The 20,961-nt window shown below is 68.2% G+C and carries 21 protein-coding genes and 1 tRNA gene; 9 read left to right on the top strand and 13 right to left on the bottom strand.

What is annotated here, in order from left to right; genetic code table 11:
* Window positions 1–102 precede the first annotated feature (102 nt).
* On the bottom strand, window positions 103–381 hold the full coding sequence (locus tag BLW00_RS01605) for a PDDEXK nuclease domain-containing protein (protein WP_245741185.1): 279 nt from the start codon (window positions 379–381) through the stop codon (window positions 103–105).
* Entirely contained in the window at window positions 312–1,223 is a 912-nt protein-coding gene (locus BLW00_RS01610; protein ID WP_092548224.1) for a chymotrypsin family serine protease, read from the bottom strand. The genes BLW00_RS01605 and BLW00_RS01610 overlap by 70 nt, the downstream gene beginning before the upstream one ends.
* 241 nt (window positions 1,224–1,464) lie before the next feature.
* Here BLW00_RS01610 and BLW00_RS01615 point away from each other — a divergent pair, with 241 nt between their 5' ends.
* Window positions 1,465–2,031: a recombinase family protein gene (locus BLW00_RS01615; RefSeq protein WP_092548227.1), complete on the top strand. Its 567-nt coding sequence runs from the start codon at window positions 1,465–1,467 to the stop codon at window positions 2,029–2,031.
* 13 nt (window positions 2,032–2,044) lie between these two features.
* Window positions 2,045–2,734: a helix-turn-helix domain-containing protein gene (locus tag BLW00_RS01620; RefSeq protein ID WP_245741192.1), complete on the top strand. Its 690-nt coding sequence runs from the start codon at window positions 2,045–2,047 to the stop codon at window positions 2,732–2,734.
* Between the two features lie 215 nt (window positions 2,735–2,949).
* Here BLW00_RS01620 and BLW00_RS01625 read toward each other — a convergent pair.
* Window positions 2,950–3,039, bottom strand: a tRNA-Ser gene (locus tag BLW00_RS01625).
* A 75-nt stretch (window positions 3,040–3,114) separates the two neighbouring features.
* On the opposite strand from BLW00_RS01625, the gene BLW00_RS01630 reads away from it, so the two are divergent.
* Window positions 3,115–3,897 (top strand): glycosyltransferase family 2 protein, encoded by a 783-nt coding sequence (locus BLW00_RS01630; RefSeq protein ID WP_092548230.1) that lies wholly within the window; start codon window positions 3,115–3,117, stop codon window positions 3,895–3,897.
* Between the two features lie 26 nt (window positions 3,898–3,923).
* Here the strand turns inward: BLW00_RS01630 and BLW00_RS01635 are convergent, their stop codons facing one another.
* Window positions 3,924–4,832 (bottom strand): alpha/beta fold hydrolase, encoded by a 909-nt coding sequence (locus tag BLW00_RS01635; protein WP_245741194.1) that lies wholly within the window; start codon window positions 4,830–4,832, stop codon window positions 3,924–3,926.
* Window positions 4,833–4,875: 43 nt separating this feature from the next.
* On the opposite strand from BLW00_RS01635, the gene BLW00_RS01640 reads away from it, so the two are divergent.
* Window positions 4,876–5,589 carry a potassium channel family protein gene (locus BLW00_RS01640; protein ID WP_407650939.1) on the top strand — a complete coding sequence of 238 codons (714 nt, stop codon included), beginning with the start codon at window positions 4,876–4,878 and terminating at the stop codon, window positions 5,587–5,589.
* Between the two features lie 167 nt (window positions 5,590–5,756).
* Window positions 5,757–6,701, top strand: a complete 945-nt coding sequence (locus BLW00_RS01645; protein WP_092548236.1) for a phosphodiesterase — start codon at window positions 5,757–5,759, stop codon at window positions 6,699–6,701.
* Here the strand turns inward: BLW00_RS01645 and BLW00_RS01650 are convergent.
* On the bottom strand, window positions 6,637–8,259 hold the full coding sequence (locus BLW00_RS01650; protein ID WP_407650940.1) for a stealth family protein: 1,623 nt from the start codon (window positions 8,257–8,259) through the stop codon (window positions 6,637–6,639). The two genes, BLW00_RS01645 and BLW00_RS01650, sit on opposite strands and share 65 nt — an antisense overlap.
* 117 nt (window positions 8,260–8,376) lie before the next feature.
* Window positions 8,377–8,778, bottom strand: coding sequence for a DUF6855 family protein (locus BLW00_RS01655; protein ID WP_092548239.1), 402 nt, complete (start codon window positions 8,776–8,778; stop codon window positions 8,377–8,379).
* Between the two features lie 146 nt (window positions 8,779–8,924).
* Between BLW00_RS01655 and BLW00_RS01660 the strand changes: the two genes are divergently transcribed.
* Together BLW00_RS01660 and radA are read left to right on the top strand one after the other, a co-directional pair.
* Window positions 8,925–9,710 (top strand): cupin domain-containing protein, encoded by a 786-nt coding sequence (locus BLW00_RS01660; RefSeq protein WP_092548242.1) that lies wholly within the window; start codon window positions 8,925–8,927, stop codon window positions 9,708–9,710.
* A 137-nt stretch (window positions 9,711–9,847) separates the two neighbouring features.
* Window positions 9,848–11,170: a DNA repair protein RadA gene (gene radA, locus BLW00_RS01665; protein WP_092548245.1), complete on the top strand. Its 1,323-nt coding sequence runs from the start codon at window positions 9,848–9,850 to the stop codon at window positions 11,168–11,170.
* A 60-nt stretch (window positions 11,171–11,230) separates the two neighbouring features.
* Here the strand turns inward: radA and BLW00_RS01670 are convergent, their stop codons facing one another.
* Window positions 11,231–12,817, bottom strand: coding sequence for a carboxylesterase/lipase family protein (locus BLW00_RS01670; RefSeq protein WP_092548248.1), 1,587 nt, complete (start codon window positions 12,815–12,817; stop codon window positions 11,231–11,233).
* 109 nt (window positions 12,818–12,926) lie between these two features.
* Here BLW00_RS01670 and BLW00_RS23250 point away from each other — a divergent pair, with 109 nt between their 5' ends.
* Window positions 12,927–13,085 (top strand): hypothetical protein, encoded by a 159-nt coding sequence (locus BLW00_RS23250; protein ID WP_175494085.1) that lies wholly within the window; start codon window positions 12,927–12,929, stop codon window positions 13,083–13,085.
* 47 nt (window positions 13,086–13,132) lie between these two features.
* Here the strand turns inward: BLW00_RS23250 and BLW00_RS01675 are convergent, their stop codons facing one another.
* From BLW00_RS01675 to exaC, 4 genes are all read right to left on the bottom strand, one after another.
* Window positions 13,133–13,489 (bottom strand): hypothetical protein, encoded by a 357-nt coding sequence (locus BLW00_RS01675; protein ID WP_139256576.1) that lies wholly within the window; start codon window positions 13,487–13,489, stop codon window positions 13,133–13,135.
* A 319-nt stretch (window positions 13,490–13,808) separates the two neighbouring features.
* Window positions 13,809–14,480, bottom strand: a complete 672-nt coding sequence (locus tag BLW00_RS01680) for a hypothetical protein (RefSeq protein WP_092548254.1) — start codon at window positions 14,478–14,480, stop codon at window positions 13,809–13,811.
* A gap of 35 nt (window positions 14,481–14,515) precedes the next feature.
* On the bottom strand, window positions 14,516–14,962 hold the full coding sequence (locus tag BLW00_RS01685; RefSeq protein WP_092548257.1) for a DUF779 domain-containing protein: 447 nt from the start codon (window positions 14,960–14,962) through the stop codon (window positions 14,516–14,518).
* On the bottom strand, window positions 14,962–16,533 hold the full coding sequence (exaC, locus tag BLW00_RS01690) for an acetaldehyde dehydrogenase ExaC (RefSeq protein ID WP_092548260.1): 1,572 nt from the start codon (window positions 16,531–16,533) through the stop codon (window positions 14,962–14,964). The genes BLW00_RS01685 and exaC overlap by 1 nt, the downstream gene beginning before the upstream one ends.
* 121 nt (window positions 16,534–16,654) lie before the next feature.
* Between exaC and BLW00_RS01695 the strand changes: the two genes are divergently transcribed.
* A complete protein-coding gene (locus tag BLW00_RS01695; RefSeq protein ID WP_175494086.1) occupies window positions 16,655–17,629 on the top strand; it encodes an AraC family transcriptional regulator in 975 nt (324 codons plus the stop codon).
* Between the two features lie 376 nt (window positions 17,630–18,005).
* Here the strand turns inward: BLW00_RS01695 and BLW00_RS01700 are convergent, their stop codons facing one another.
* Both BLW00_RS01700 and BLW00_RS01705 read right to left on the bottom strand, forming a co-directional pair.
* The gene (locus tag BLW00_RS01700) at window positions 18,006–19,331 is read right to left on the bottom strand and encodes an MFS transporter (protein ID WP_217634264.1); all 1,326 of its coding nucleotides are present in this window, start codon (window positions 19,329–19,331) and stop codon (window positions 18,006–18,008) included.
* A 217-nt stretch (window positions 19,332–19,548) separates the two neighbouring features.
* Window positions 19,549–20,940, bottom strand: coding sequence for a GAF domain-containing protein (locus BLW00_RS01705; RefSeq protein ID WP_245741196.1), 1,392 nt, complete (start codon window positions 20,938–20,940; stop codon window positions 19,549–19,551).
* Between the last annotated feature and the right edge of the window lie 21 nt (window positions 20,941–20,961).

The raw sequence follows: 20,961 nt of genomic DNA on the forward strand, positions 1-20,961 counted from the left end.
AGCCCGGCACCCTTTGGCAGCATCTGACTTCCTGCGCGGTCGTCGGGAGTCGCCCCAAACGTTCGGCGTACTGCGGATGATCGGGTCCTTCGCCGCATATCCCTAGTCGGTCCGCAGTGCTGCGGCGAGATCGTCCTCCGATGGGAGAGCGGCTTGGATCATCGGAGGAAGCATGTCATAACTGGCGACCCCGATCGGCGTCTGCTGAGATCCCAGCGAATAGCGCACGACGGCATCGTTCTTGTTCGTGACCAACAGAAGTCCAACAGTCTCGGCATGCTGGGGCCGACGCAGCTTGTCGTCGACGAGAGCTACATAGAAGCCCAGCTGGCCGAGATACTCGGGTTTGAACTGACAGTGCCGGAAGATGCCCAGCCCCATCGAACATCACCGTATGCGGGATTTACCGTCCCACCGTTGGAGAAGAGCCCGTCAAGGTAGTTGAAGTTGCCGTTCAGGTTCGGGCAGTGGCTGGCTGTGGCGATGCCATACGTGCTCAGTTGATTCCAGATCACGAACCCGGCCGTGCACCCAGCCACATTTATGGGGTCCCCGCCAAAGAACTGCGGCCCCTCGCCCTCCGGCACCGCGCCCTCGTATGTAATCTGAACCTTCTCGCTCGTCTCAGCCTGAGCGGTACGCAATGCCGTGGACTGATCGAGTTGCTCACCGAAGTAGCTGATCGCATACGTGGATGCGAGCGGGTCGTAATTGCCTGTCACCAGAGTGACCTCGCCGTCCGCCCGAAGCCCCTGAACGATCTGATCAATGACAGCAGTGGATTCGTCGAGGGTCGGGCCGTCCGTTTCGACAACGTCGATGTCGAACGGTGCCGACTTGATGATCTCCCATGCCCCTGCGGGCACCTCACCAGCGAGCACGAGCTGCGCCTGCGGCGTCTGATCATGCCGCCACGCAGACTGAATGTAGATGCCCTTGTACGCGCTCTCCAGCTGCGCCGCGATCTGGCCAAATTGGAGGGCGCGAACGTCATCCGCTCGCACCTGTTCCGCGGTGGTTCCCGAGGCCTCGGCCCGTTCTGCTTGGAACTTCAATTCCTCATCCGAGAACACGATCTCAGATGGGTCTGTCACCGGCGTCGGAAGGGCGGCTATGGCGGGAGCTGCACCGGACCCCACGCTGCTAACGGCGGCACTCGGGGAGCCGGATGCAGCCGGCGCACTGAAGGCGAAGACCACCGCCGCCAGAGTCAAGGGAGCCACGACGGCCGCCCTACTTTTCGATTGATCACATTTCCCCCATCGGCTCGGGCGTGATACACGGAAGCGCTATGCCCTCGGGCCTTCGCACTCCGTTGAGGCAAATCTACGTGGGTAGCCGAGCATCCACGAACGAACGTTCGCGAAACGGTCGACGGCTTCGAATGCAAAATCGGCGTGTCGTGTCTCATTACCCGTGTTCGCAATCTATGTAAAGCGAACTGCGTTCGCGTTACAGTGACGCATGGCAACGATCGGTTATGCGCGTGTCTCGACCCGGGATCAGAATCCCGAAGGCCAGACCGACGTGCTCGAGGCCGCCGGCTGCGAGAAGATCTTCGTCGAGCACGCATCGGGCACGCTCGCGAAGCGACCGGCGCTGACGGATGCGCTGTCGTATCTGCGCGACGGAGACACCCTCGTCGTGACAAAGCTGGACCGGCTCGGCCGGTCGGTGCGGAACCTGAAGCATGTGGCCGACGAGCTGCAGCAGCGCGGGATCGCGTTGAAGGCGTTGTCGCAGGGCATCGATACAACCACTCCTGGGGGTCGGTCGTTCTTTCACATGCTGGCGGCGATCGCGGAGTTCGAGCATGACCTCATCGTTGAACGCACCCATGACGGACTCGCGGCGGCACGTGCTCGAGGCCGAAAGGGTGGGCCGAAGTTCAAGATGACTGCGAACAAGATCCGACAGGCCCGGTCGATGTATGACAGTGGCAACCACACCGTGCAGGAAATCGCCGACACCTTCGGGGTCTCCCGCCCGACTATCTATCGCCACCTCCAGTCCGAGCTCGGTCAGGCCTAGCCGGGGATGAGTCGTGGCGCAGCGCAGTGTCGAAACGAAACTGGCACTACTGCGGGAACACGAAGACGGCGTCCCCTGGGTCAGGATCGCGGAGGACTCAGGCGTGCCAGCTCGCACGCTCCGACGGTGGGCAGCCGCGTACCGAGCTGATCCGGCTTCGCTGCGGCGGCCGGCCCGCAGCGACAGGGGGCAGCGGCGGACGGCCGCCGAGTTGATCGAAGCAGTCGAGGCTCTCGCGCTCCGTCATCCGACGCCGACGACGGCGTACATTCACCGCCGGGTCAGTGACATCGCCCGTGACCGCGGGCTTCCGGCGCCCAGCTACTCCAGCGTCCGGGCGATCGTGCAAGCGGTCGACCCGGGACTGCGGACGCTCGCCACGAAGGGTGATGCTGCCTACCGTGATCGGTTCGAGCTCGTGTTCCGCCGTAACGCTGAGCGACCCAACGAGCAGTGGCAAGCAGACCACACCCTCCTCGACGTAGTTGTGCTCGGGAAGGACGGTGCCGCGGCGAGGCCGTGGCTCACGATCGTCCTCGATGACTACTCCCGCGCCGTCACGGGCTTCACACTCTCTTCCTTGGAGCACCGAACGCAGAGCAGACCGCACTCGCACTGCACCAAGCCATCAATCGAAAGTCGAACCCGGCCGGTAGGTCTCAATACCCGAGAAGCTTCACGGTTCTCTTGTACGCGGCGTTAGGCGCTCGTGACCGTCTGCTTGAAGCGTCGTCACAGTGGCATCACGAATTTGGGCTAGCAGTCCCACGGTCTCCGAGCGGAGCTTCGAAAGCCGCGTGAGTCGATTGACCTCATTCTCTTGGGTAGTTGTAGTCAAGGTGTAGTCAAGGCCGGGTCTCGCACAATAAGAAAAGCCCCACATTCCCTTATTTCCAGGGGACTGCGGGGCTTTTACCATGGCGGTACCGGTGGGATTTGAACCCACGGTGGAGTCTCCCCCACACAACTTTTCGAGAGTTGCACCTTCGGCCGCTCGGACACGGTACCGCAGATGAGTGTACGCGAGCGGGGCCAGTCTCGCCAATCGGCAGCGGGCCGTGCGTCGGGCGATAGTCTGGCGGGATGGAGATCTCGATTTCCGTGGTCATCCCTGCCCGTGACGACGCCGAGTTCCTCCGGCGCGCACTCGAGGCCCTCTCCGCGCAGACCCGCCCCGCCGACGAGATCATCGTGGTCGACAACGGCAGCACCGACGATACCGCCGACGTCGCCCGCGCATACGGCGCGCGCCTCATCGACGAGCCCATCCAGGGCATCCTGCGAGCCACGGCGGCCGGCTTCGACGCCGCCACCGGAACCCTGCTCGCCCGCATCGACGCCGACTCCGTGCCGCTGCCCGACTGGCTCGAACGCGTCGAGGGCGTCTTTCAGCGAGCGGATGCCCCCACCGCCTACACGGGGCCGGGCCGCTTCTACGACATCAACGCCGCGGGCGCGTGGGCCGGAAAGACGTTCTACCTCGGCGGCTACGTCACCTGGATGACCCTCTTCCTCGGTCACGCACCCCTGTTCGGCAGCAACATGGCGATGCGCCGGGATGCCTGGATGCGCATCCGCGACACCGTGCACCGCACCGACCGCCAGGTGCACGACGATCTCGACATCACCTACCACCTGCTGCCCGACATGACCGTGGAATACGACGCCACTCTCGTGATGCCGATCTCGGGCCGGCCGTTCCACAGCTACAAAGGGTTCATGCGACGGCTCGGCTGGGCCTTCCGCACCATCGGCGTGAACCTGCCCGGGCAGTGGCCGTGGCAGCGCTGGTCACGCCGGCGCGCGGCCCGCCGTGAGGCTGCACGGCGAGTTTCGGTAGATCTGAGCGAGAGCGACCCCGTATAGGGCATCGGTCGCCCTGAAATGCACCGTTACCCGGCGTTCGCCTTCGCGTAAAGCGCCAGCAGGTCGCCACTCAACTCATAGGGAGCGTCTTCGCAGGGGCTGTGTCCGGTGCGGTACACGCTGATGGAGGCGCCGATCGCCTCGGCGAAGCGCGCGTGCCGGGCCAGCGGCCACAGGTCATGCTCCCCCACGGCGACAGCCTTCGGGATGTCGACGGCCGCGATCGCCGCCTCGAGATCGGGGGCCCGCATCATGATGTCCATGATGTCGCGGTGCGAGTCGCGACGGGTGAGGTGGAAGCGGTCGCGCACGAACTTCAAGCGGCCCGGCCGCACCCGCAGCACATTCGCCTGCACGCCCCAGCGCATCAGGTTCGCCGCCGCGGCCGGAGTCGCGAGATCGGAGAATCGGCCGATCCGGCTCACCCCGGCGAAGCTCTGGCCCGGGTCGGGCGGGGTGCCGAGCAGCGTGAGGCTGGCCACGAGGTCGGGCCGCGAGGTCACCACCACTTCGGCGACCACGCCGGCGAACGAGTAGCCGAGCAGGTGCACGGGCGCGGCGCCGGCCGCCAGAAAGGCGATCATGTCGTCGACGAAGAGCTCGAGCGTGTAGTGCTTGGCCGGCGGATCGAGGTTCCAGGGTCCGGCCGCGTGCGACTCGAACTGGCCGGCGAGGTCGTAGCTCTGCACGTAGTACCCGGCGGCCGCGAGCTCGGGCATGATGAAGTGGAAGTCCTCCTTCGACCCGGTCGCGCCGGCCACCAGCACGACCCGCGGATGCGCGGGGTCGCCCAGCGAGACCACCGCGAGATCGCCGCTCGGCGCGCGGAAGGTGGAGGTGACCGCACCGGCGGGCGGGGTCACCCAATCGATGTCTGGGAGGTTCTCGTCGCGACTGACCGCCAGTCGCTTCGCCTCCAGGGCCGGGTCCAACACGCCCCCAACTTACTCTTTCCGGGCGACGAACCGTGTCATCCTGATGCCGACCGAGGAGACGGGCATGACGAAAGACGAGGATCGGCGTCGCCGCTGGGAGACCACCACGTCGGTTCCCCTCGTGGTGCTCTCGATGGTGTTCATCGTGCTCTACACGGTGCAGGTGCTGACTCCCGAGATGGCCCCTGGAGGAACGCTCACCCTCAGCATCGTCCTCTTCGTGATCTGGCTGAGCTTCGCCGTCGACTACGTCGTGCGATTGGTCCTGGCGACCGACAAGGGCGCGTTCTTCCGCTCCACGCCGCTCGACCTCCTGTCGGTGCTCGTGCCGGTGTTCCGCCCGTTCCTCCTGCTGACCCGACTGCGCGACATCCCCTATTTCCGCCGCCGCAGCGGCGGCTCGGTGCGCGCGACGGTCATCATCTACGCCGGTCTCTTCGTGATCCTCTTCATCTACTCGATCTCGCTCGCCGAGCTCTCCGCCGAACGCGACGCGCCCGGTGCCACGATCACGAGTTTCGGCGACGCCATCTGGTGGGCCTGCGTCACGATGACCACGGTCGGCTACGGCGACTACTACCCGGTCACGGTCGTCGGCCGGGTGCTCGCGGTGATCCTGATGTTCGGCGGCGTCGCCATCCTGGGTGTGGCGACGGCGACGATCGTGTCGTTCCTCAACGAGAAGATCGGCCTTCGCCGGCCCGGCCGCGACGCTCATCCCGACCACGACGAACCCACGGATCGCACCGGGCACTGACCCCCGGATTGGGGGTGTTCCCTGAACCAGCCGCCCGCCAGACTCGATTCCCGGTGCGACTCGCCAGCAAACGTCACCCATTCGTTCACTTTCGCGTGCTTGAGTCGAACCAGCACCACGGACGGACGGCTCCCCTGTCGCCCGCACCTCACCCGAATGGAAGTCTTGTGACTAACAGAACGGCCGAGTACCCGAGGCCGAACCATTTCCTCCTTCACCTGAGCGACACGCACCTGCTGGCCGGGGGTGGCAAGCTCTACGGCACGGTCGACAGCGAGGCGCACCTCCGCGAGGTTTTCGCCGAACTCGAGGCCTCCGGGGGCCGCCCCGAAGCCATCGTCTTCACCGGCGACCTGGCCGACAAGGGCGAACCGGATGCCTACGAGCGGCTCCGCGCGATCGTCGAGCCGGCCGCCGCGCGGCTGGGCGCGCAGGTGATCTGGGTGATGGGAAACCACGACGACCGCGCGGCATTCCGCGAGGAGCTCTTCGGCGAGATGCCGAGCGACCGCGCAGTCGACCGCGTCTACGACGTCAACGGCCTGCGCGTGATCACCCTCGACTCCACCGTGCCGGGCCACCACCACGGCGAGGTCTCGGGTGCGCAGCTCGACTGGCTGGCGGAAGAACTCGCCTCGCCGGCCCCGCACGGGACCATCCTGGCCCTGCACCACCCGCCTGTGCCGAGCGTGCTCGACCTGGCCGTCGCCGTCGAGCTCCGCGACCAGAAGGGGCTCGCCGAGGTGCTCGAGGGCTCCGACGTGCGCTCGATCATCGCCGGGCACCTGCACTACTCCACCACCGCCACGTTCGCGGGCATCCCGGTGTCGGTGGCGAGCGCCACGTGCTACACCCAGGACCTCAACGTGGAGGTCGGCGGCACGAAGGGCCGGGCCGGCGCCCAGGCCTTCAACCTCGTGCACGTCTACGAGCACACCGTGCTGCACTCCGTGGTGCCGGTGGGCAGCTACCCCGCGCTCGACCACATCACGGCGGAGGAGACCCGCCTGCGGCTCGCGACGCTGGGCGTCACGATCGCCGACGCGGTCAGCCCGCGGGTATCGCCAGAACCGCCGATGACGATGCCGATCCTGCTGCCGACGGGAGTGTGACCTCGGTCTTCTCCCAGGGCGCGGGGAACGGGAAGTAGCGTTCGAGGAACGAGATGACCGCCGTGGTGCGCTCCTCGACCTCGATCTCGGGCTTCGACCCGTCGTTGAGGCAGAACATGTCCATCGACCGCTTCTTCAGCAGCACGTCCATCTCCCTGAGCGCGGAGCGGAGCGTGGTCTCGATGTACTTGACCTTCGCCTCCGTCTGCACCACGGCCCGGCCGGTCATCAGCGCGTAGTAGTGGTAGAACGAGTTCGTCACCGAGATGTCGGTGGCCGAACGGAACGGGCTCGCCGCGGTGCGCGCGAAGGCGTCGGAGAACTCCTGCTCCATCTCGAACAGCACGCTCTTGCGCAGCGGCGCGGCACAGTGCTCGAGGTGCCGGGTGGTGACCCGGCCGAACCGCTGCTGCAGCAGCTCGCGATTGACGCGCGCGGCGTTCTCGAAACCGCTGCGGTGCAGAGCGTTCGAGCCGAGGCCGATGCGGGTGTCGGCCTCGACGAACTTCGTGATGCCACCGGGTGAGAAGAACAGGTCGGGCTTCACCGGACGCCCGAAGAACATGTCGTCGTTGGAGTAGAGGAAGTGCTCCGAGAGGCCCGGTATGCGGTGCAGCTGAGCTTCGACGGCGTGCGAGTTGTGCGTCGGCAGGTCGGACGGGTCGCGGAAGAACTCCTCGCTCGGCATGATCGTGACCCGCGGGTCGTCGGCCAGCCAGGCGGGGCGCGGCGAGTCGGTGGCGATGAAGATGCGGCGGATCCAGGGGGCGAAGGTGTAGACGCTGCGCAAGGCGTACTTCAACTCGTCGATCTGGCGGTAGCGGGCCTCGGAGTCGTCGCCGTCGCCCACCACGTAGCTCGCCATGCGCTTCGCGCGGGCGCGCTGGAACTCGATGGCCGTGCCGTCGACCCAGGAGAACACGATGTCGACATCGAAGCCGATGTCGCTCGCGAGCGTGGAGAACATGCCCTCGATCGTCGTCCAGGTGCGGCCGAAGAGATCCACCGTGGTCTCGGTCATCTCCTCGCGCGGGATGAGGCGCCGCGTGAGCGAGTTCTCCACCGGCGCCTCGACGACGTCGCCGTTCTCGCGCCAGAACTCGAGCTGCACGGCCGAGCCGACTCCGTAGCGCAGCCGGCCGATCGGCTCGATCCGGGGGCGGTAGAGCCGCATGACCCGCGCCTTCGGGTCGCGAGTGAGCTTGCCGTCGGCCACCAGCACTGCGGGGGCACCCGGCGCCTTGGAGTAGAACGGCTCACCGGCCATGCTCTCCAACAGAGCGGCCTTGGCGCGCTTGCGGTCGGCCCAGCGAACCGCGAGCACCGGGCGCTCGTCGTTGCCGCGCACGAGCAGGAACGGCACATGCGCCGCGTCGAGCGCGTCGGCGATGAAGAGGAGATCCTCGATCATCGACTGGCGCGGGGTGGCGTGCCCGTTGAGAAGGGTCAGCTGGCCTTTGCGGAGAACCAGGTCGCTGCGATCGAGAGCGATCGGATGCGATGAGGCGGTGCGCAGAACGGATTCGAGGTGAGGGGCTCCAGATACGTCATCGGTCAAAGTCGCCTCCTTGGGTCGAACGAGTGGTGCGGGTCTGCTGGGTGTCGGTGCTCCTGCCGTCGTCGCCAGTCGCCATTCAGTTTACGTCGATCCGGAGCCGACGGCTCGCTTGTCCGCTCAGAGCGCGCGCACCGAATTGTTGCGGGCGTCATGCGTGAGCTCCACCAGCCCGAGCTGCTCGAGCAGCGGCGGCAGGTACATGCCGAAACGCCCGCGGTAGCCCTTGCGCAAGCCGTACCAGCCACCCACGGGGTTCTGTTCGGAGCGACCCCAGGCCTCGACGGATCCTTCCGGCGCGGGCTTCTGCTCGTCGGCCGCGCCGAGCGGCACCCAGTCGCCCTGCTCCTTCAGCCACGCGTGCAGGTCGTCGATCGCGCGCAACTGGTATTTCAGCGTCGTCGAACCCACCTGACACACCAGGGTGGGCGGATCGACGGTCTCGTCGCGGTACATCGTGTAGCTCGACGAGCCGGGTGCGGTCGTCAGCTGCCAAGGGTCTTCTGCGGTTCCGGATGCCATGCCTCGCATTGTCCTCCGCAGGGGGCGCCACCGGAAGACCGACGGGACTTTCGGCCCCTGTCGGGCCGGATACGCCGTGTTAGCCTTGCCTAAGTAGAGCATGTCACAATGCACTTGTTCTCTTACTGGAAGGGCCCATTTCCCCGATGAGCTACGTTCGATCGACAGCATTCGACGAGACCGGTTACGTCGTTCTCGACTCTTACGACCAGGCCGCCGATCCGAAGGAATGGCTCGACCTCGAATACGTCGACTGGAAGTCGTCCGGCGACACCCGCTTCGCCCCGCTGGCGAGCGCATTCGGCGACATGGAGTGCAACGGCTTCTGGAACCACACCCCGCCGCGCACCGACAAAGACGGCGTGTGGGTGCCGTCGAACATCGAAAAGGCCCCGATCCTGAAGGCCCGCGCCGAGGAGCCCGGGGCGAACATCGGCCGCTGCCGCGTGATCGAATTGCAGCCCGACACCTATCCGACGGCCCTGTACAACCTGCACCAAGACGACAACAACCGTCTGAACCCCGATGGAACGGGCTGGATCGTGCGCGGATTCTTCAACCTCTCCGACGATCCGGACTCCTACCTCATCCTGCGCGAAGACCGCTTCGACCCCGAGACCGAGGTGCGCATCTCGCTGCCCGCCGGCCGTCAGGTGATCGTCGACACCCAGCGCTTCTGGCACGCGGTCTGGCAGAAGGGCCCCGAGCCGCGCTACTGCCTCATCACCTCGTGGGAGTCGGGCCCCGAGCTCGACGCCTACATCGAGAAGTACCACGGCGACCCGCATTTCCCGAGCGCCGCACTCGACCCGAAGTTCGTCGAAGACGCCCAGGTGGAGGTGCGCCGCCGCCTCGCCGAGCGTGCCGCGACGCTCGCCGCCCGGGGCAAGGCCGGTCAGGTGCTGGTCGACCTGGATCTCGACGAGGACTGAGCCGACTCGGGTCGGCGCCGCGGAGGGTCTTCACCCGACCCGGCATCCTGTCCCTGCGGCGCTGTGTAAAGCGGCGCGGTCGTGCACTTCTCGCGGGTCGGCATCCGGATGTCGGGGGTCGGCTTTAGTGTGTGCTCATGGCCACCAGGACACCGAGCGCATACCGCTGCACCGAATGCGGATGGCAGACGGCGAAGTGGGTGGGGCGCTGCGGCGAATGCCAGTCGTGGGGCACCGTCGTGTCGTCGGCCGAAAACGAGGGCATCTCGCGCGCCGTTCGGGCGACGGTGCTCGACGCGGCGCGCATCGCCCGGCCCATCACCGAGATCTCGTCCGACGTGGCGGCGCACTGGGCCACCGGCATCGGCGAATTCGATCGCGTGCTCGGCGGCGGGCTCGTGCCCGGCGCCGCCATCCTGCTCTCCGGCGAGCCCGGTGTCGGCAAGTCGACGCTGCTGCTCGAGGTCGCGGCGAAAGCCGCCGAGGAGCACCTGCGCGTGCTCTACGTCTCGGCCGAGGAGTCGGTCTCGCAAGTGAAGCTCCGGGCCGAGCGCACCCACTCGCTCTCCCCGACTCTCATGCTGGCGGCCGAGACCGACCTGGCCACCGTGCTCGGGCAGATCGACGCGGTGCAGCCGCACCTCGTCATCGTCGACTCGGTGCAGACGGTGTCGTCCTCCTCGCTCGACTCGGCCGCCGGCTCACCAACGCAGGTGCGGGAGGTGGCGTCCTCCCTCATCCGGGTGGCGAAGGAGCGGTCGCTGCCGGTGCTGCTGGTGGGGCACGTCACGAAAGACGGGTCGATCGCGGGGCCCCGGGTGCTGGAGCACCTGGTCGACGTGGTGTGCCAGTTCGAGGGCGACCGGCAGACCTCGCTGCGCTTCGTGCGGGCGCTCAAGAACCGGTTCGGGCCGACGGATGAGGTGGGCTGCTTCGAGATGACGTCCGACGGCATCGCCGAGGTGCCCGATCCGAGCGGATTGTTCCTCTCGCGCGGGTCGGATGCGGTGTCGGGCACCTGCGTCACCGTTGCGCTCGAGGGCCGGCGGGCCCTCCCGGTCGAGGTGCAGGCGCTCGTGGTGTCGACACCGTCGCCGAATCCGCGCCGGGTCACCAACGGAGTCGACTCCTCGCGGGTGGCGATGATTCTCGCCGTACTCGAGCGGCGGGCGCGCATCCGGCTGAGCGACCAAGACGTCTACGTCTCCACCGTGGGCGGCGTGAAGCTCACCGAGCCGGCGGCCGACCTCGCCATCGCGCTGGCTCTGGCCTCGGCTTCGAACGACAAGCCGTTACCGCACGATCTGGCGGCCTTCGGTGAGATCAGCCTCGCGGGCGAGGTGCGGCCGGTCTCCTCGAGCCGCACCCGCGCATCCGAAGCCCGTCGTCTGGGTTTCACGACGATCATCGACGACGACGTGCGTCAGCTCGTGAAAGCCCTGGGTCGCGCCTTCGGGTAGCGGAACGGCCACCCCCTGCCCTGCCCTGCCGGGTGGGGTCGGCCCGGCACGCGGCGCCGCTCACACGTGGGGAACGAAGGCCTGCCAGGCCAGGCGCCGCGAACCGCGCGGGTCGGATTCGACCCGATCCGACTTGTCGATGATGAGTGTCAGCCGCTCGTCGTCGTCGTAACGCGGCCACTCGGTCTCGTCGACCCGCCCGTCGCGGGCGAAGGCGAGCCAGTGGGCGCGCATCCGCCTGCTCGCGCCGAGGAAGGCCCGCCGACCGCCGAGGGCGGTCATGGTGCGACCGAACCAGCCGTTCATCCGGTCGAAGATGGCGTAGAGCTCGAGACCGTGCGTGGCGTCGAAGCCGGCCAGACGCACGAGCCGGGGTGCGATGTCGAAGCGGTAGAAGTGCACGGGGTGGTAGCGGGCGTGCCGTTCGGCCACCTTCACCGTCGGATACCAGAACGCGTAGTCACCTCCGAAGTCGGCCGCCGCGCGTTTGGCCGGCAGCCCCGGGTATTCGGCCTTGATCGCCTTGCGCGCGCCCTTCTTGGTGCGGGAGAAGATGGCTCGGATGCGCTTCGGCGTCGTGGCGAGGATGTCGAGTCGCCCGGTGAAGAGCGATCCCTCGCGGTCGTTGGTGCCGATGATGAGCGGCACGGGTGCGGCGCGGCCCTCCTTGAACGCGTCGAGCGGGCGCTCGGGCAGGAAGTCGCCATCGATCACCGGGGAGAGCACGATGGTGCCCGGATGCGCATCCGGGGTCTTGAGGGTGAGAGACACGGCCGCCTCCACCAGTTCAGCGGCGGCGGCATCCGCGAGCACCTGCCCCGCGATGTCGTCGGAGGTGGACTCGACGCCGTCGGTGTCGATCGACTCGGTGAGGAGTTCGACGAACTCCTCCGCCCAGACGGCCGTCATCTCGGGCAGGTAGATCGCGTTGGCCGGGGCACTCTGCGCGATCGCGCGGGCGAAGAGTCCGCGGGCGGCGGGGGTGGCCATCAACGTGGTGACGGCGTTGGCCCCGGCGGATTCGCCGAACAGGGTCACGTTGGCCGGGTCGCCGCCGAACGCCGCGATGTTGTCGCGCACCCATTCGAGAGCGGCGACCTGGTCGCGCAGGCCGAGGTTCGATTCGAGGGGTCGCTCGGGGGTCGAGAACCGGGTGAAGTCCAGGTAGCCGAGCGCGCCGAGCCGGTAGTTGAAGCTCACGTAGACCACGCCGCCCTCGCGCACCAGCGCTTCGCCGTTGCGCGGGTGTTCGGCCGACGAGCCGACGCTGTAGGCGCCGCCGTGCACGAAGACCATGACGGGAAGGCCCTGCACATCCGTCGCCGGGCGCAGCACGTTGATGGTGAGGCAGTCCTCCGACATCGTGGCGGTGCGAGAGGCGCCGATGAAGTTGCCGTCACGTGACTGCATCGCGATAGGCCCGAACTCGGAGGCATCGCGCACGCCCTGCCACGGCACGACCGGCCGCGGCGACCGGAACCGCAGCGACCCGACCGGCGGAGCGGCGTACGGAATGCCGCGCCAGTGCCGCATCCCGAGCCGCGCCCGCTCGACACCGCGCACCACACCGCCCGAGACGGCGATCTCGAGCGGGCCGGTGGGCGCGACGGTCGTCGCCGTGCCCTTTTGTGACGTCGTGGCGCTCACGGCTGAATGCTACAGCCGTCGTCTGAACAGCACCGCAAGAGGCGGATTCCCAGGGCCCGTTCACACGCTCGTCACCCACCGGATCGGCGCCGGGCGTAGCGTCGCATCCGTGCCCTCGACGAAGCGACGTCGCCGAGAGCGACGCATTCACCGCCGCTACTACCCCGCGGCCCACCCACGCCTTCGCCGCGTGGGAATCATCGCCCTGGTCGCCGTCTTGCTGGCGCTGGCCGGCATCCTGGTCTGGGCGGCCCTGTTCTACAAGTAGCCGTCGCGCAACAATCGGCCAAACAAACCATTACCCACGGCGCCTACTCAGGCGGTAACCAGCAGCTTTTGGCTTGACTCCACCACCCGGAAGTTCCCCGTCCAAGACGGCGTGGCCCCACCTGAGGCGTGAAGAGCCGTGCGTGCCAAGTTTGATGCCTCACGCCCCGCCGCCAACTCATCCTCCGCGACGAGAACGAAGCCGAATGTCACTCGGCGCTGCTTAGGATCAGCAGAAAACTGTGCTCCTTGCGCGCCATCGAGAACGAAGAGACAGGTGGCCACAGCATCCAGGGCTGCCACGAAGCGCTTCTCGGAAACGTTCACGGCCTCGCACACGATCTCGGCATAAAACTCGTTAGGCAACTTCTTCACCTCGACAACACTCTCTCTTGTTGATGTCATTCTTACGCCTCTCGGCTGGGAACTGCTGCTTGAAGAGACTGAAGTATTCCAAACGACTGCAGCTGGAGCATTGAGCGACAACCATGGCGTCTCCTTGTCGCGTGATCCACTGATCGCTTGCTTCAAGCCATCGGATGAGTTTCTCGGTCTCGAAATCCGGATGGGGCATGCGTTGCATGTTCACACGTTCCCCCAAACGCGTATTTCGCCTATTTCCTTGTCACTATACACATTCGTGTCAGCATCCCTGGTTAGGAGCGCTTTGCCAGGATCGACGGCCGCGCCCCTAGCGTTGAATGGTGTCCGACGCCACGCCTGCTCAGTTGAGGATGAACTGCTGCGAGTCGGCCGAATCGATGCCCGCCACCCGCACGTTGAGGTGGTAGGACGCGCCAGCGGCCGGCACCTGAGGGCGATCGGTGGCCGAGCAGGTGTCCTTCGAGGAACGCGTGCGGTCCCAGGTGAAGGGCGTCGACGAGACCGCGACGCCCGGCTCGAGCACGGCTTCGGTGTCGGAGGGGTCGGTCTGGCAGTCGGTCGAGACCCAGTAGGTCTCGTCGCCGCTCGTGATCGTGTAGACCTGCTGCGAGGTGCCCGCGTTGATCTTGCAGGGCTCCGAGCCCGTGTTCGTGATGGTGAACGACAGCTGGGGCTTCGTGGAGGCGTCGTAGTTCGCGGCATCCGTCACCGGGGAGATCGAGATGTTGCCGGCGGCACAGGCCACGACCTCGCCGGGCGGCGTGGTGGAGGACGCGTCGACCGCACCGGGTGTGGAGGATGCGGTCGTGTCGGCGGCATCCGTCGACGCGGTGGTGGGCGGCGGGCCGGTGTGGATGCCGCCGTTGCTCGCATCGGCCGGACCGGAGCCCGGCCGCACCACGATCAGCACCACGATGGCGATGATCGCGAGCGCCAGCAAGAGCACCACCAGACGGCGGCGCCAGTACACCTTCTTGGGCTGCGGCCCGACCGGATGCCTGATCGTCGACATGCCCCCAGGCTAACCAGCGGATGCGCGAACGGGCGCTACACCGCTCCGTGAGTCGCAAGGCCGAAAGCTTCGAGTTCCCTGTCATCGAGCATCCGGGAGCGGATGAGGAACCGCTTGCCCTCGGGCGCCTCGATCGAGAACCCGCTCCCCCGCCCGTCGACGATGTCGATGGTGAGGTGGGTGTACTTCCAATACTCGAACTGGGACTTCGACATGTACACGTCGATCGGGTAGGTGCCCTCGACGTGCAACGTGCCGAGCAGGATGTCGGAGGCGCCCACCCGGAACATGCCCACCGGGTAGCACATCGGCGACGAGCCGTCGCAGCATCCGCCCGACTGGTGGAACATCAGCTGCCCGTTGGTCTCAGCGAGGTGCCGCAGCATGTCGGCAGCGGCATCCGTCACGTCGACCCGGGACGGCGCACCGAACGGTGCAGGAGCCGAGACCCCTGCACCGTCGGTCGTGAGCCGGTCGGGCATCAGAAGAATCCCATCGGCCCGTCGGCGTAGGAGACGAGGAGGTTCTTCGTCTGCTGGTAGTGGTCGAGCATCATCCGGTGGTTCTCCCGGCCGATGCCCGACTGCTTGTAGCCGCCGAACGCCGCGTGCGCCGGGTACTGGTGGTAGGTGTTCGACCAGACCCGGCCGGCCTGGATGGCGCGGCCCGCGCGGTAGAGCTGCGATCCCGAGCGCGACCAGACGCCGGCGCCGAGCCCGTAGAGGGTGTCGTTGGCGATGGAGATGGCGTCGTCGTAGTCGTCGAAGCTCGTGAGCGCGAGCACCGGACCGAAGATCTCCTCCTGGAAGATGCGCATGTCGTTGCGCCCCTCGAACACCGTCGGCTGCACGTAGTAGCCGCCGGAGAGTTCACCGCCGAGGTCGGCCCGCGCGCCGCCGGCGAGCAGCTTCGCGCCCTCCTGCTTGCCGATGTCCATGTAGCTGAGGATCTTCTCCAGCTGATCGTTGGAGGCCTGCGCCCCGATCATGGTCGACACGTCGAGCGGGTTGCCCTGCTTGACCTTCGCCACCCGGTCGAGCCCGTCGGCCACGAAACCGTCGTAGATCGAGCGCTGCACGAGCGCCCGCGACGGGCAGGTGCAGACCTCGCCCTGGTTGAGCGCGAAGAAGGTGAAACCCTCGAGCGCCTTGTCGTAGAACGAGTCCTTCTGGTCGGCCACGTCGGCGAAGAACACGTTCGGGCTCTTGCCCCCGAGCTCCAGGGTGACCGGGATGAGGTTCTCGCTCGCGTACTGCATGATCAGGCGACCCGTGGTGGTCTCGCCGGTGAACGCGATCTTGCGGATCTTCGGGTGGCTCGCGAGCGGCGCTCCGGCCTCGATGCCGAATCCGTTCACGATGTTGAGCACGCCCGCCGGCAGCAGGTCTTTGATGAGGTCGAGCCAGACGTGGATCGACGCCGGCGTCTGTTCGGCGGGCTTCAGAACGATGCAGTTGCCCGCTGCGAGCGCCGGGGCGAGCTTCCACACGGCCATCAGGATGGGGAAGTTCCACGGGATGATCTGCCCCACGACGCCCAGCGGCTCGTGGAAGTGGTAGGCCACGGTGTCCTGGTCGAGCTCGGAGATGCCGCCCTCCTGCGCCCGGATGCACCCGGCGAAGTAGCGGAAGTGGTCGATGGCGAGCGGGATGTCGGCCGCGAGCGTCTCGCGCACCGGCTTGCCGTTCTCCCAGGTCTCGGCCACGGCGAGGAGTTCGAGGTTCTGCTCCATCCGGTCGGCGATCTTGTTGAGGATGACGGCGCGCTCGGCGACGCTCGTCTTGCCCCAGGCGTCGAACGCCTTCCAGCCCGCCTCGACCGCGCGATCGACATCGGGCGCGGTGCCGCGGGCGACCTCGGTGAAGACCTGGCCCGTCACGGGAGACGGGTTCTGGAAGTACTGGCCGTTCGCCGGCGGCACGTACTGACCGCCGATGTAGTTGTCGTAGCGCGGTTTGAAGCTCATGACGGATCCGGCGGTTCCCGGATTCGCGTAGACGGTGGGGGCGGAGGGCGCGGCTGCGGCGGCCTCGGGGCGATCGGTGATGGTCATGGAATGCTCCTTCTGCGACGACGATGTCGGATGCGCAGCACGCTACGCGCGTGGAGGTTGCATCGGGTTGCGCGGAGCGGGGTGGGGGAATGCGCGGGGCGCCCCCGGCCTTGAAATTCCCATGAGTTCTGTGCCGCCGAGTTCTGCACCACCCGCCGCCGACGCCCTCGGAGAACTGCTGGCGCGCCTCCGGTACCGCGCGCTCGAGGTGGAGATGCTCGAGCTCGCCCTCGGCGAGCGGCGCCGGCCGGCTGCCGCTCCGGCCCTCTATCACCTCGTCTCGGGCTCGGTCTGCGTGGCGACTACGAGCGATCACGCTGCCGCATCCGCGGGGTCCGGGGCCTGCACTCTGATGCGCGCGGGAGACGTGGTGCTGCTGCCGGCGGCCCGCGAACACGACATCACGGTGGTCGACGACGCGCACCTGATGGCGGTCCGGTTGCGGCCCGAGCCCGGACCGGGCGTCACGCCGTTCTCGGCGGGCGCAGGTGTTGCCGCGGGTGCCGGCGCCGGCGTCGCCTCGACCCCGGGTCACGTCGAGCCCCGGGGCATCGAGACCGCAGTGGTCGGGCTGCCCGAATTGATCGTGAACTGCGCCCAACGCGACCGTCCGGCCGTGCTGGCGGGCCTGCTCGACGGGATGCTCGAAGAACAGCACTCCGCTCGAGCCGACGCCACGTCGCTCGCCGCCGGACTCGCCACGCTCATCGCCGCCGCCGTCATCCGCGGCTGGGCCGAGGGCCGATGCGCGGCCGACGGCGAGGGCTGGCGGCTTGCGGTGCGCGATCCGCACATCGCCCGCGCCGTAGAGGCGATCCACGCCGATCCAGGCACGAAATGGTCGGTGGCAGAGCTGGCCCGGGTGGCGAATGCCTCGCGGTCGGTATTCGCGGAGCAGTTCCGCGCAGCCGTCGGCGAACCGCCGCTGCGTTACCTGGCGCGAGTGCGGATGCAGCGGGCCAAGCAGCTGCTGCGCGACGAGCACTGGAGCGTGGGGCAGACGGCGGCGGCGCTCGGCTACTGCAGCGACGTCGCGTTCAGCCGCGCGTTCCGCCGCGTCGCGGGCCAGTCGCCGAGCGGCTTCCGTCGCTCGTAGCGGTGTGCTGTGTTGGCAGCCTCGGGGGCCGTGCTGTGTTGGCTGCCTCGGGGGCCGTGCTGCGCGCGGCCTCCGAGGGCGGCGCCGGTCCTTGCCCGGCGCCGCGCGACATGTGAGCGTGAGGTCGCTTCGCGGCCTCGCGCTCACCCTGGGTCGTCGATAAAGGCCTGTTGCGTTCGGCTGGGGGGTACGGGTGTTGCGTTCGCCTGTTGCGTTCGGGCTGGGGGGGTGCTGATGTTGCGTTCGCCTGTTGCGTTCGGGCTGTGGGGTGCGGCCGTTGCGTTCGGTGGGGGGTGCGGCCGTTGCGGGCGGGAGTTGCCTGCGGGTGTTGCGTCGGTCTCGTTGATCGGGTGGCTCGGAAGCCGGAACGACACGGCTAGCGGCGCGTGCGCAGGGACGCCAGGAGGAGGCCGCCGGCTGCAGCGGCCAGGCCGCCTGCGACCAGGGTGGCCTGTACGCTCACGGCGTCGACGAGAACGCCGCCCACGACCGCGCCGGTCGCGATCGCGACCTGGAATGCCGCCGCCTGCAGTCCGCCGACGCTCTCCAGGCGGGTCGGCTCGGCGCGCGCCATCCAGGTCATCAACGACGTCGGCACGCCACCGAAGCCCAATCCCCAGAGCGCGGTGGCGGCGAGCACCAGGGCAGGCACCCCGTTCGAGAACGCGAACAGCAGCAAGGCCGCTCCGAGGAGCACCGGGAACACCAGCACGGCGGCGCGGGCCCGCTTGTCGACCAGCGGCCCGGCGAGCAGGTTCCCGGCGAAGGCCGCCAGCCCGTAGACGAGCAGCAACAACGCGAGGTGCGCGGCATCGAATCCGCCCACCTCGGTCGCGGCGGGGCGGATGTAGGTGAAGGCCGCGAAGTGACCGCCGGCCACGAGCGCCGTCGCGAGCAAGGCGACCAGGATGAGGCGTGAACGCACCGTGGCGAACAACGATCGCAGGCCCGGGACGCCGCTCGGGCGGATGCCCGGCAGCACGGTCCACTGGAACACGAGCGCAACGATTCCGACACCCGCGGCGAGCAGGAACACCGATCGCCAGCCCCAGATCTCGCCGAGCCACGTTCCGAGCGGGATGGCGGCCACGGTCGCGAGCGACACTCCGATCTGCACCACCGTCATCGCGCGGCCGAGCCGCGACGGCGGAACCAGATGCGCGGTGACCGAGATCGCCAGTGCCCAGAATGCACCGAGCGCCACGCCGAGCAGCACCCGCGCCAACAGCAGCACGGGGTAGTTCGGAGCCAGCGCGACCAGCAGGTCGGACAGCACCGCGAGCACGCCCAGGGCGAGCAGCAGGCGGCGGCGGTCGAGGCGCGGCAGCAGCGCGGGAACCGTGAGCCCGGCGACGGCCGCGACGATGGCGGTGACGCTGACCGATTGGCCGGCGACCCCTTCGCTGACGCCGAGGTTGCCGGCGACGCGGGTCAAAAGACTCGCGGGCAGGAATTCGGCCATCACGAGCGCGAACACGCCGAGTGCGAGAGAGACGACGGCGGTCCAGGATGCGCGGGCCGGGCCGACCAGCCCGGTCGGGCCGGTCGATTCGGCGGCGGACGAGGGAGGGGAGGCGATGGCATCGGTCGCGCGGATCGCGGCCGTCGATGAGGTGTCGGTGCTGGTCATGAGGAATGCAACGTCGAAGCGCTCTCCGTCAGCACGCCGTTCGTCGCCGTAACCGTGCAGATCGTCCGGCATCGCCGCGGGCCCCTCCCAGACGACTCAAGGTGAGGCCGAGGCCGCGCAGCGACCTCAGCCGAACACACCGCCCCGCGCCGCACCGCAACAGGCCCCTCCCAGACGACCCAAGGTGAGGCCGAGGCCGCGCAGCGACCTCAGCCGAACATGCCGCCCGGCGCCGCAACAGCGGCGGCGCCGGCTGCGGAGCCGCCGCGAAGCAGCGGCCCCGCAGGAACTAACACAGCGACTCGAGCTGCGCCACGACCCCTGCGCGCTTCGGAGAGCGCGGCGGCAGCAGACGCAATGCGGCCGTCAGCACCTCCGCGTCGTCGCGCCCGTCTTCGGTGGCGGCGTAGTCGAGCAGCACGTCGATCGCGGCATCCGTGAGCATCGCCTCACGCAGGCGCCGTCGCACGGTGTCGCGGATCTCGACCACCCCGGGTGCCTCCGATCCGGGCAGCAGGGGTCCACGCGAGGCCGCGAGCGCCACGCGGTGCGCGCCCCGGTCGAGCAGGGAGATGACGTGGTGGGCGTCGAGCTCCACGGGCACGCTCAGGCGGTACGGCCGCGATTCGAGTCCCAGCCCGCTGCCCGCGCCGCTGCCGGGGTCGCCGCTGCCGACCGACGCGAGGATGCGCCGCAGCCGCACGATCTCGGCACGCAGCGTGACCGTGGCGTCGGCATCGCCGTAGACGAGATCGGCCAGCCGGGCGGCCGAGAGACCTTCGCGGTGCCAGGCCAGCACGGTCACGATCTCCGAGTGCCGGGTGCTCAGTTCGAGAGTCCCCGAGGGCGAGGTGAGCTCGCCGGTGTCGCGGCCCAGCACGTGCATCGACACGGGCCGCGGCCGTGCGGGCCGGGCCGGCCGCACGTCGGGATACGCGGCGGAACCGGATGCGCCGGGTCGTGCCGTCGACGCGAACCCGGCGACGCGCATCCGCGGTTCTGTCGCTCCGCCGCGCAGGGCCTTCAGCCGCAGCACCATGAGTTCGGCTTCGGCGGCCGCGGCGGTCGCCTCGATCAAGGGAAGGGTGTGCGGGTCGACGGCCCGAGCATCGCCCGTGATGTCGATGACCCCCAGGATGCGCCGGGTCTCCGGATCGTGTACCGGCACCGCGGTGCAGCTCCAGCCGTGCACCAGCCGGTTGAAATGCTCCTCGTCGTGGATCTGGATGCCGTGGTCGAGCTCCAGCGCCGTGCCCGGCGCCGAGGTGCCCACCTGCCGTTCCGACCATCCGGCGCCCGCGACGAACCGCATCTCCTCAGCTCGCCGTTTCGCGGCGTCGTCGCCCTCGACCCACAGCAGCCGCCCCATCTCGTCGCCCACCGCGACCAGGAGACCCGAGCCCTCGGCATCGCGCACGAGCAGTTTGCGGATCACCGGCAGCACCGGAGCGAGCGGATGCGCGAGCCGGAAGTCGGCGAGGCTGTCCTCGGCGACCTCGAGCAAGGGGAGCAGGTGTTCGGGGTCGAGCTCGCGGCGACGGGCGCGCTCCCATGACTCGTGCACGACACGGCGCGGACGCGCGGGCGCGCGGTCACCCGGATGGGCGAGCCAGGGGCTGGTCATCGTCGTGCACCAATCGTCGTCGATCGTGGGGCGCTCCGCGCGCGGCGGTCCGCGCACCCAGTATCGCTCCCCAAGCTG

This window comes from Herbiconiux ginsengi (assembly GCF_900107435.1).
Lineage (GTDB): Bacteria > Actinomycetota > Actinomycetes > Actinomycetales > Microbacteriaceae > Herbiconiux > Herbiconiux ginsengi.

Coding starts and splice junctions, on each gene's coding strand:
- BLW00_RS01605 (WP_245741185.1), bottom strand. CDS start 381: ATGGGGCTGGGCATCTTCCGGCACTGTCAGTTCAAACCCGAGTATCTC.
- BLW00_RS01615 (WP_092548227.1), top strand. CDS start 1,465: ATGGCAACGATCGGTTATGCGCGTGTCTCGACCCGGGATCAGAATCCC.
- BLW00_RS01630 (WP_092548230.1), top strand. CDS start 3,115: ATGGAGATCTCGATTTCCGTGGTCATCCCTGCCCGTGACGACGCCGAG.
- BLW00_RS01640 (WP_407650939.1), top strand. CDS start 4,876: ATGCCGACCGAGGAGACGGGCATGACGAAAGACGAGGATCGGCGTCGC.
- BLW00_RS01655 (WP_092548239.1), bottom strand. CDS start 8,778: ATGGCATCCGGAACCGCAGAAGACCCTTGGCAGCTGACGACCGCACCC.
- BLW00_RS01660 (WP_092548242.1), top strand. CDS start 8,925: ATGAGCTACGTTCGATCGACAGCATTCGACGAGACCGGTTACGTCGTT.
- radA (WP_092548245.1), top strand. CDS start 9,848: ATGGCCACCAGGACACCGAGCGCATACCGCTGCACCGAATGCGGATGG.
- BLW00_RS01675 (WP_139256576.1), bottom strand. CDS start 13,489: ATGACATCAACAAGAGAGAGTGTTGTCGAGGTGAAGAAGTTGCCTAAC.
- BLW00_RS01680 (WP_092548254.1), bottom strand. CDS start 14,480: ATGTCGACGATCAGGCATCCGGTCGGGCCGCAGCCCAAGAAGGTGTAC.
- BLW00_RS01685 (WP_092548257.1), bottom strand. CDS start 14,962: ATGCCCGACCGGCTCACGACCGACGGTGCAGGGGTCTCGGCTCCTGCA.
- exaC (WP_092548260.1), bottom strand. CDS start 16,533: ATGACCATCACCGATCGCCCCGAGGCCGCCGCAGCCGCGCCCTCCGCC.
- BLW00_RS01695 (WP_175494086.1), top strand. CDS start 16,655: ATGAGTTCTGTGCCGCCGAGTTCTGCACCACCCGCCGCCGACGCCCTC.
- BLW00_RS01700 (WP_217634264.1), bottom strand. CDS start 19,331: ATGCCGGACGATCTGCACGGTTACGGCGACGAACGGCGTGCTGACGGA.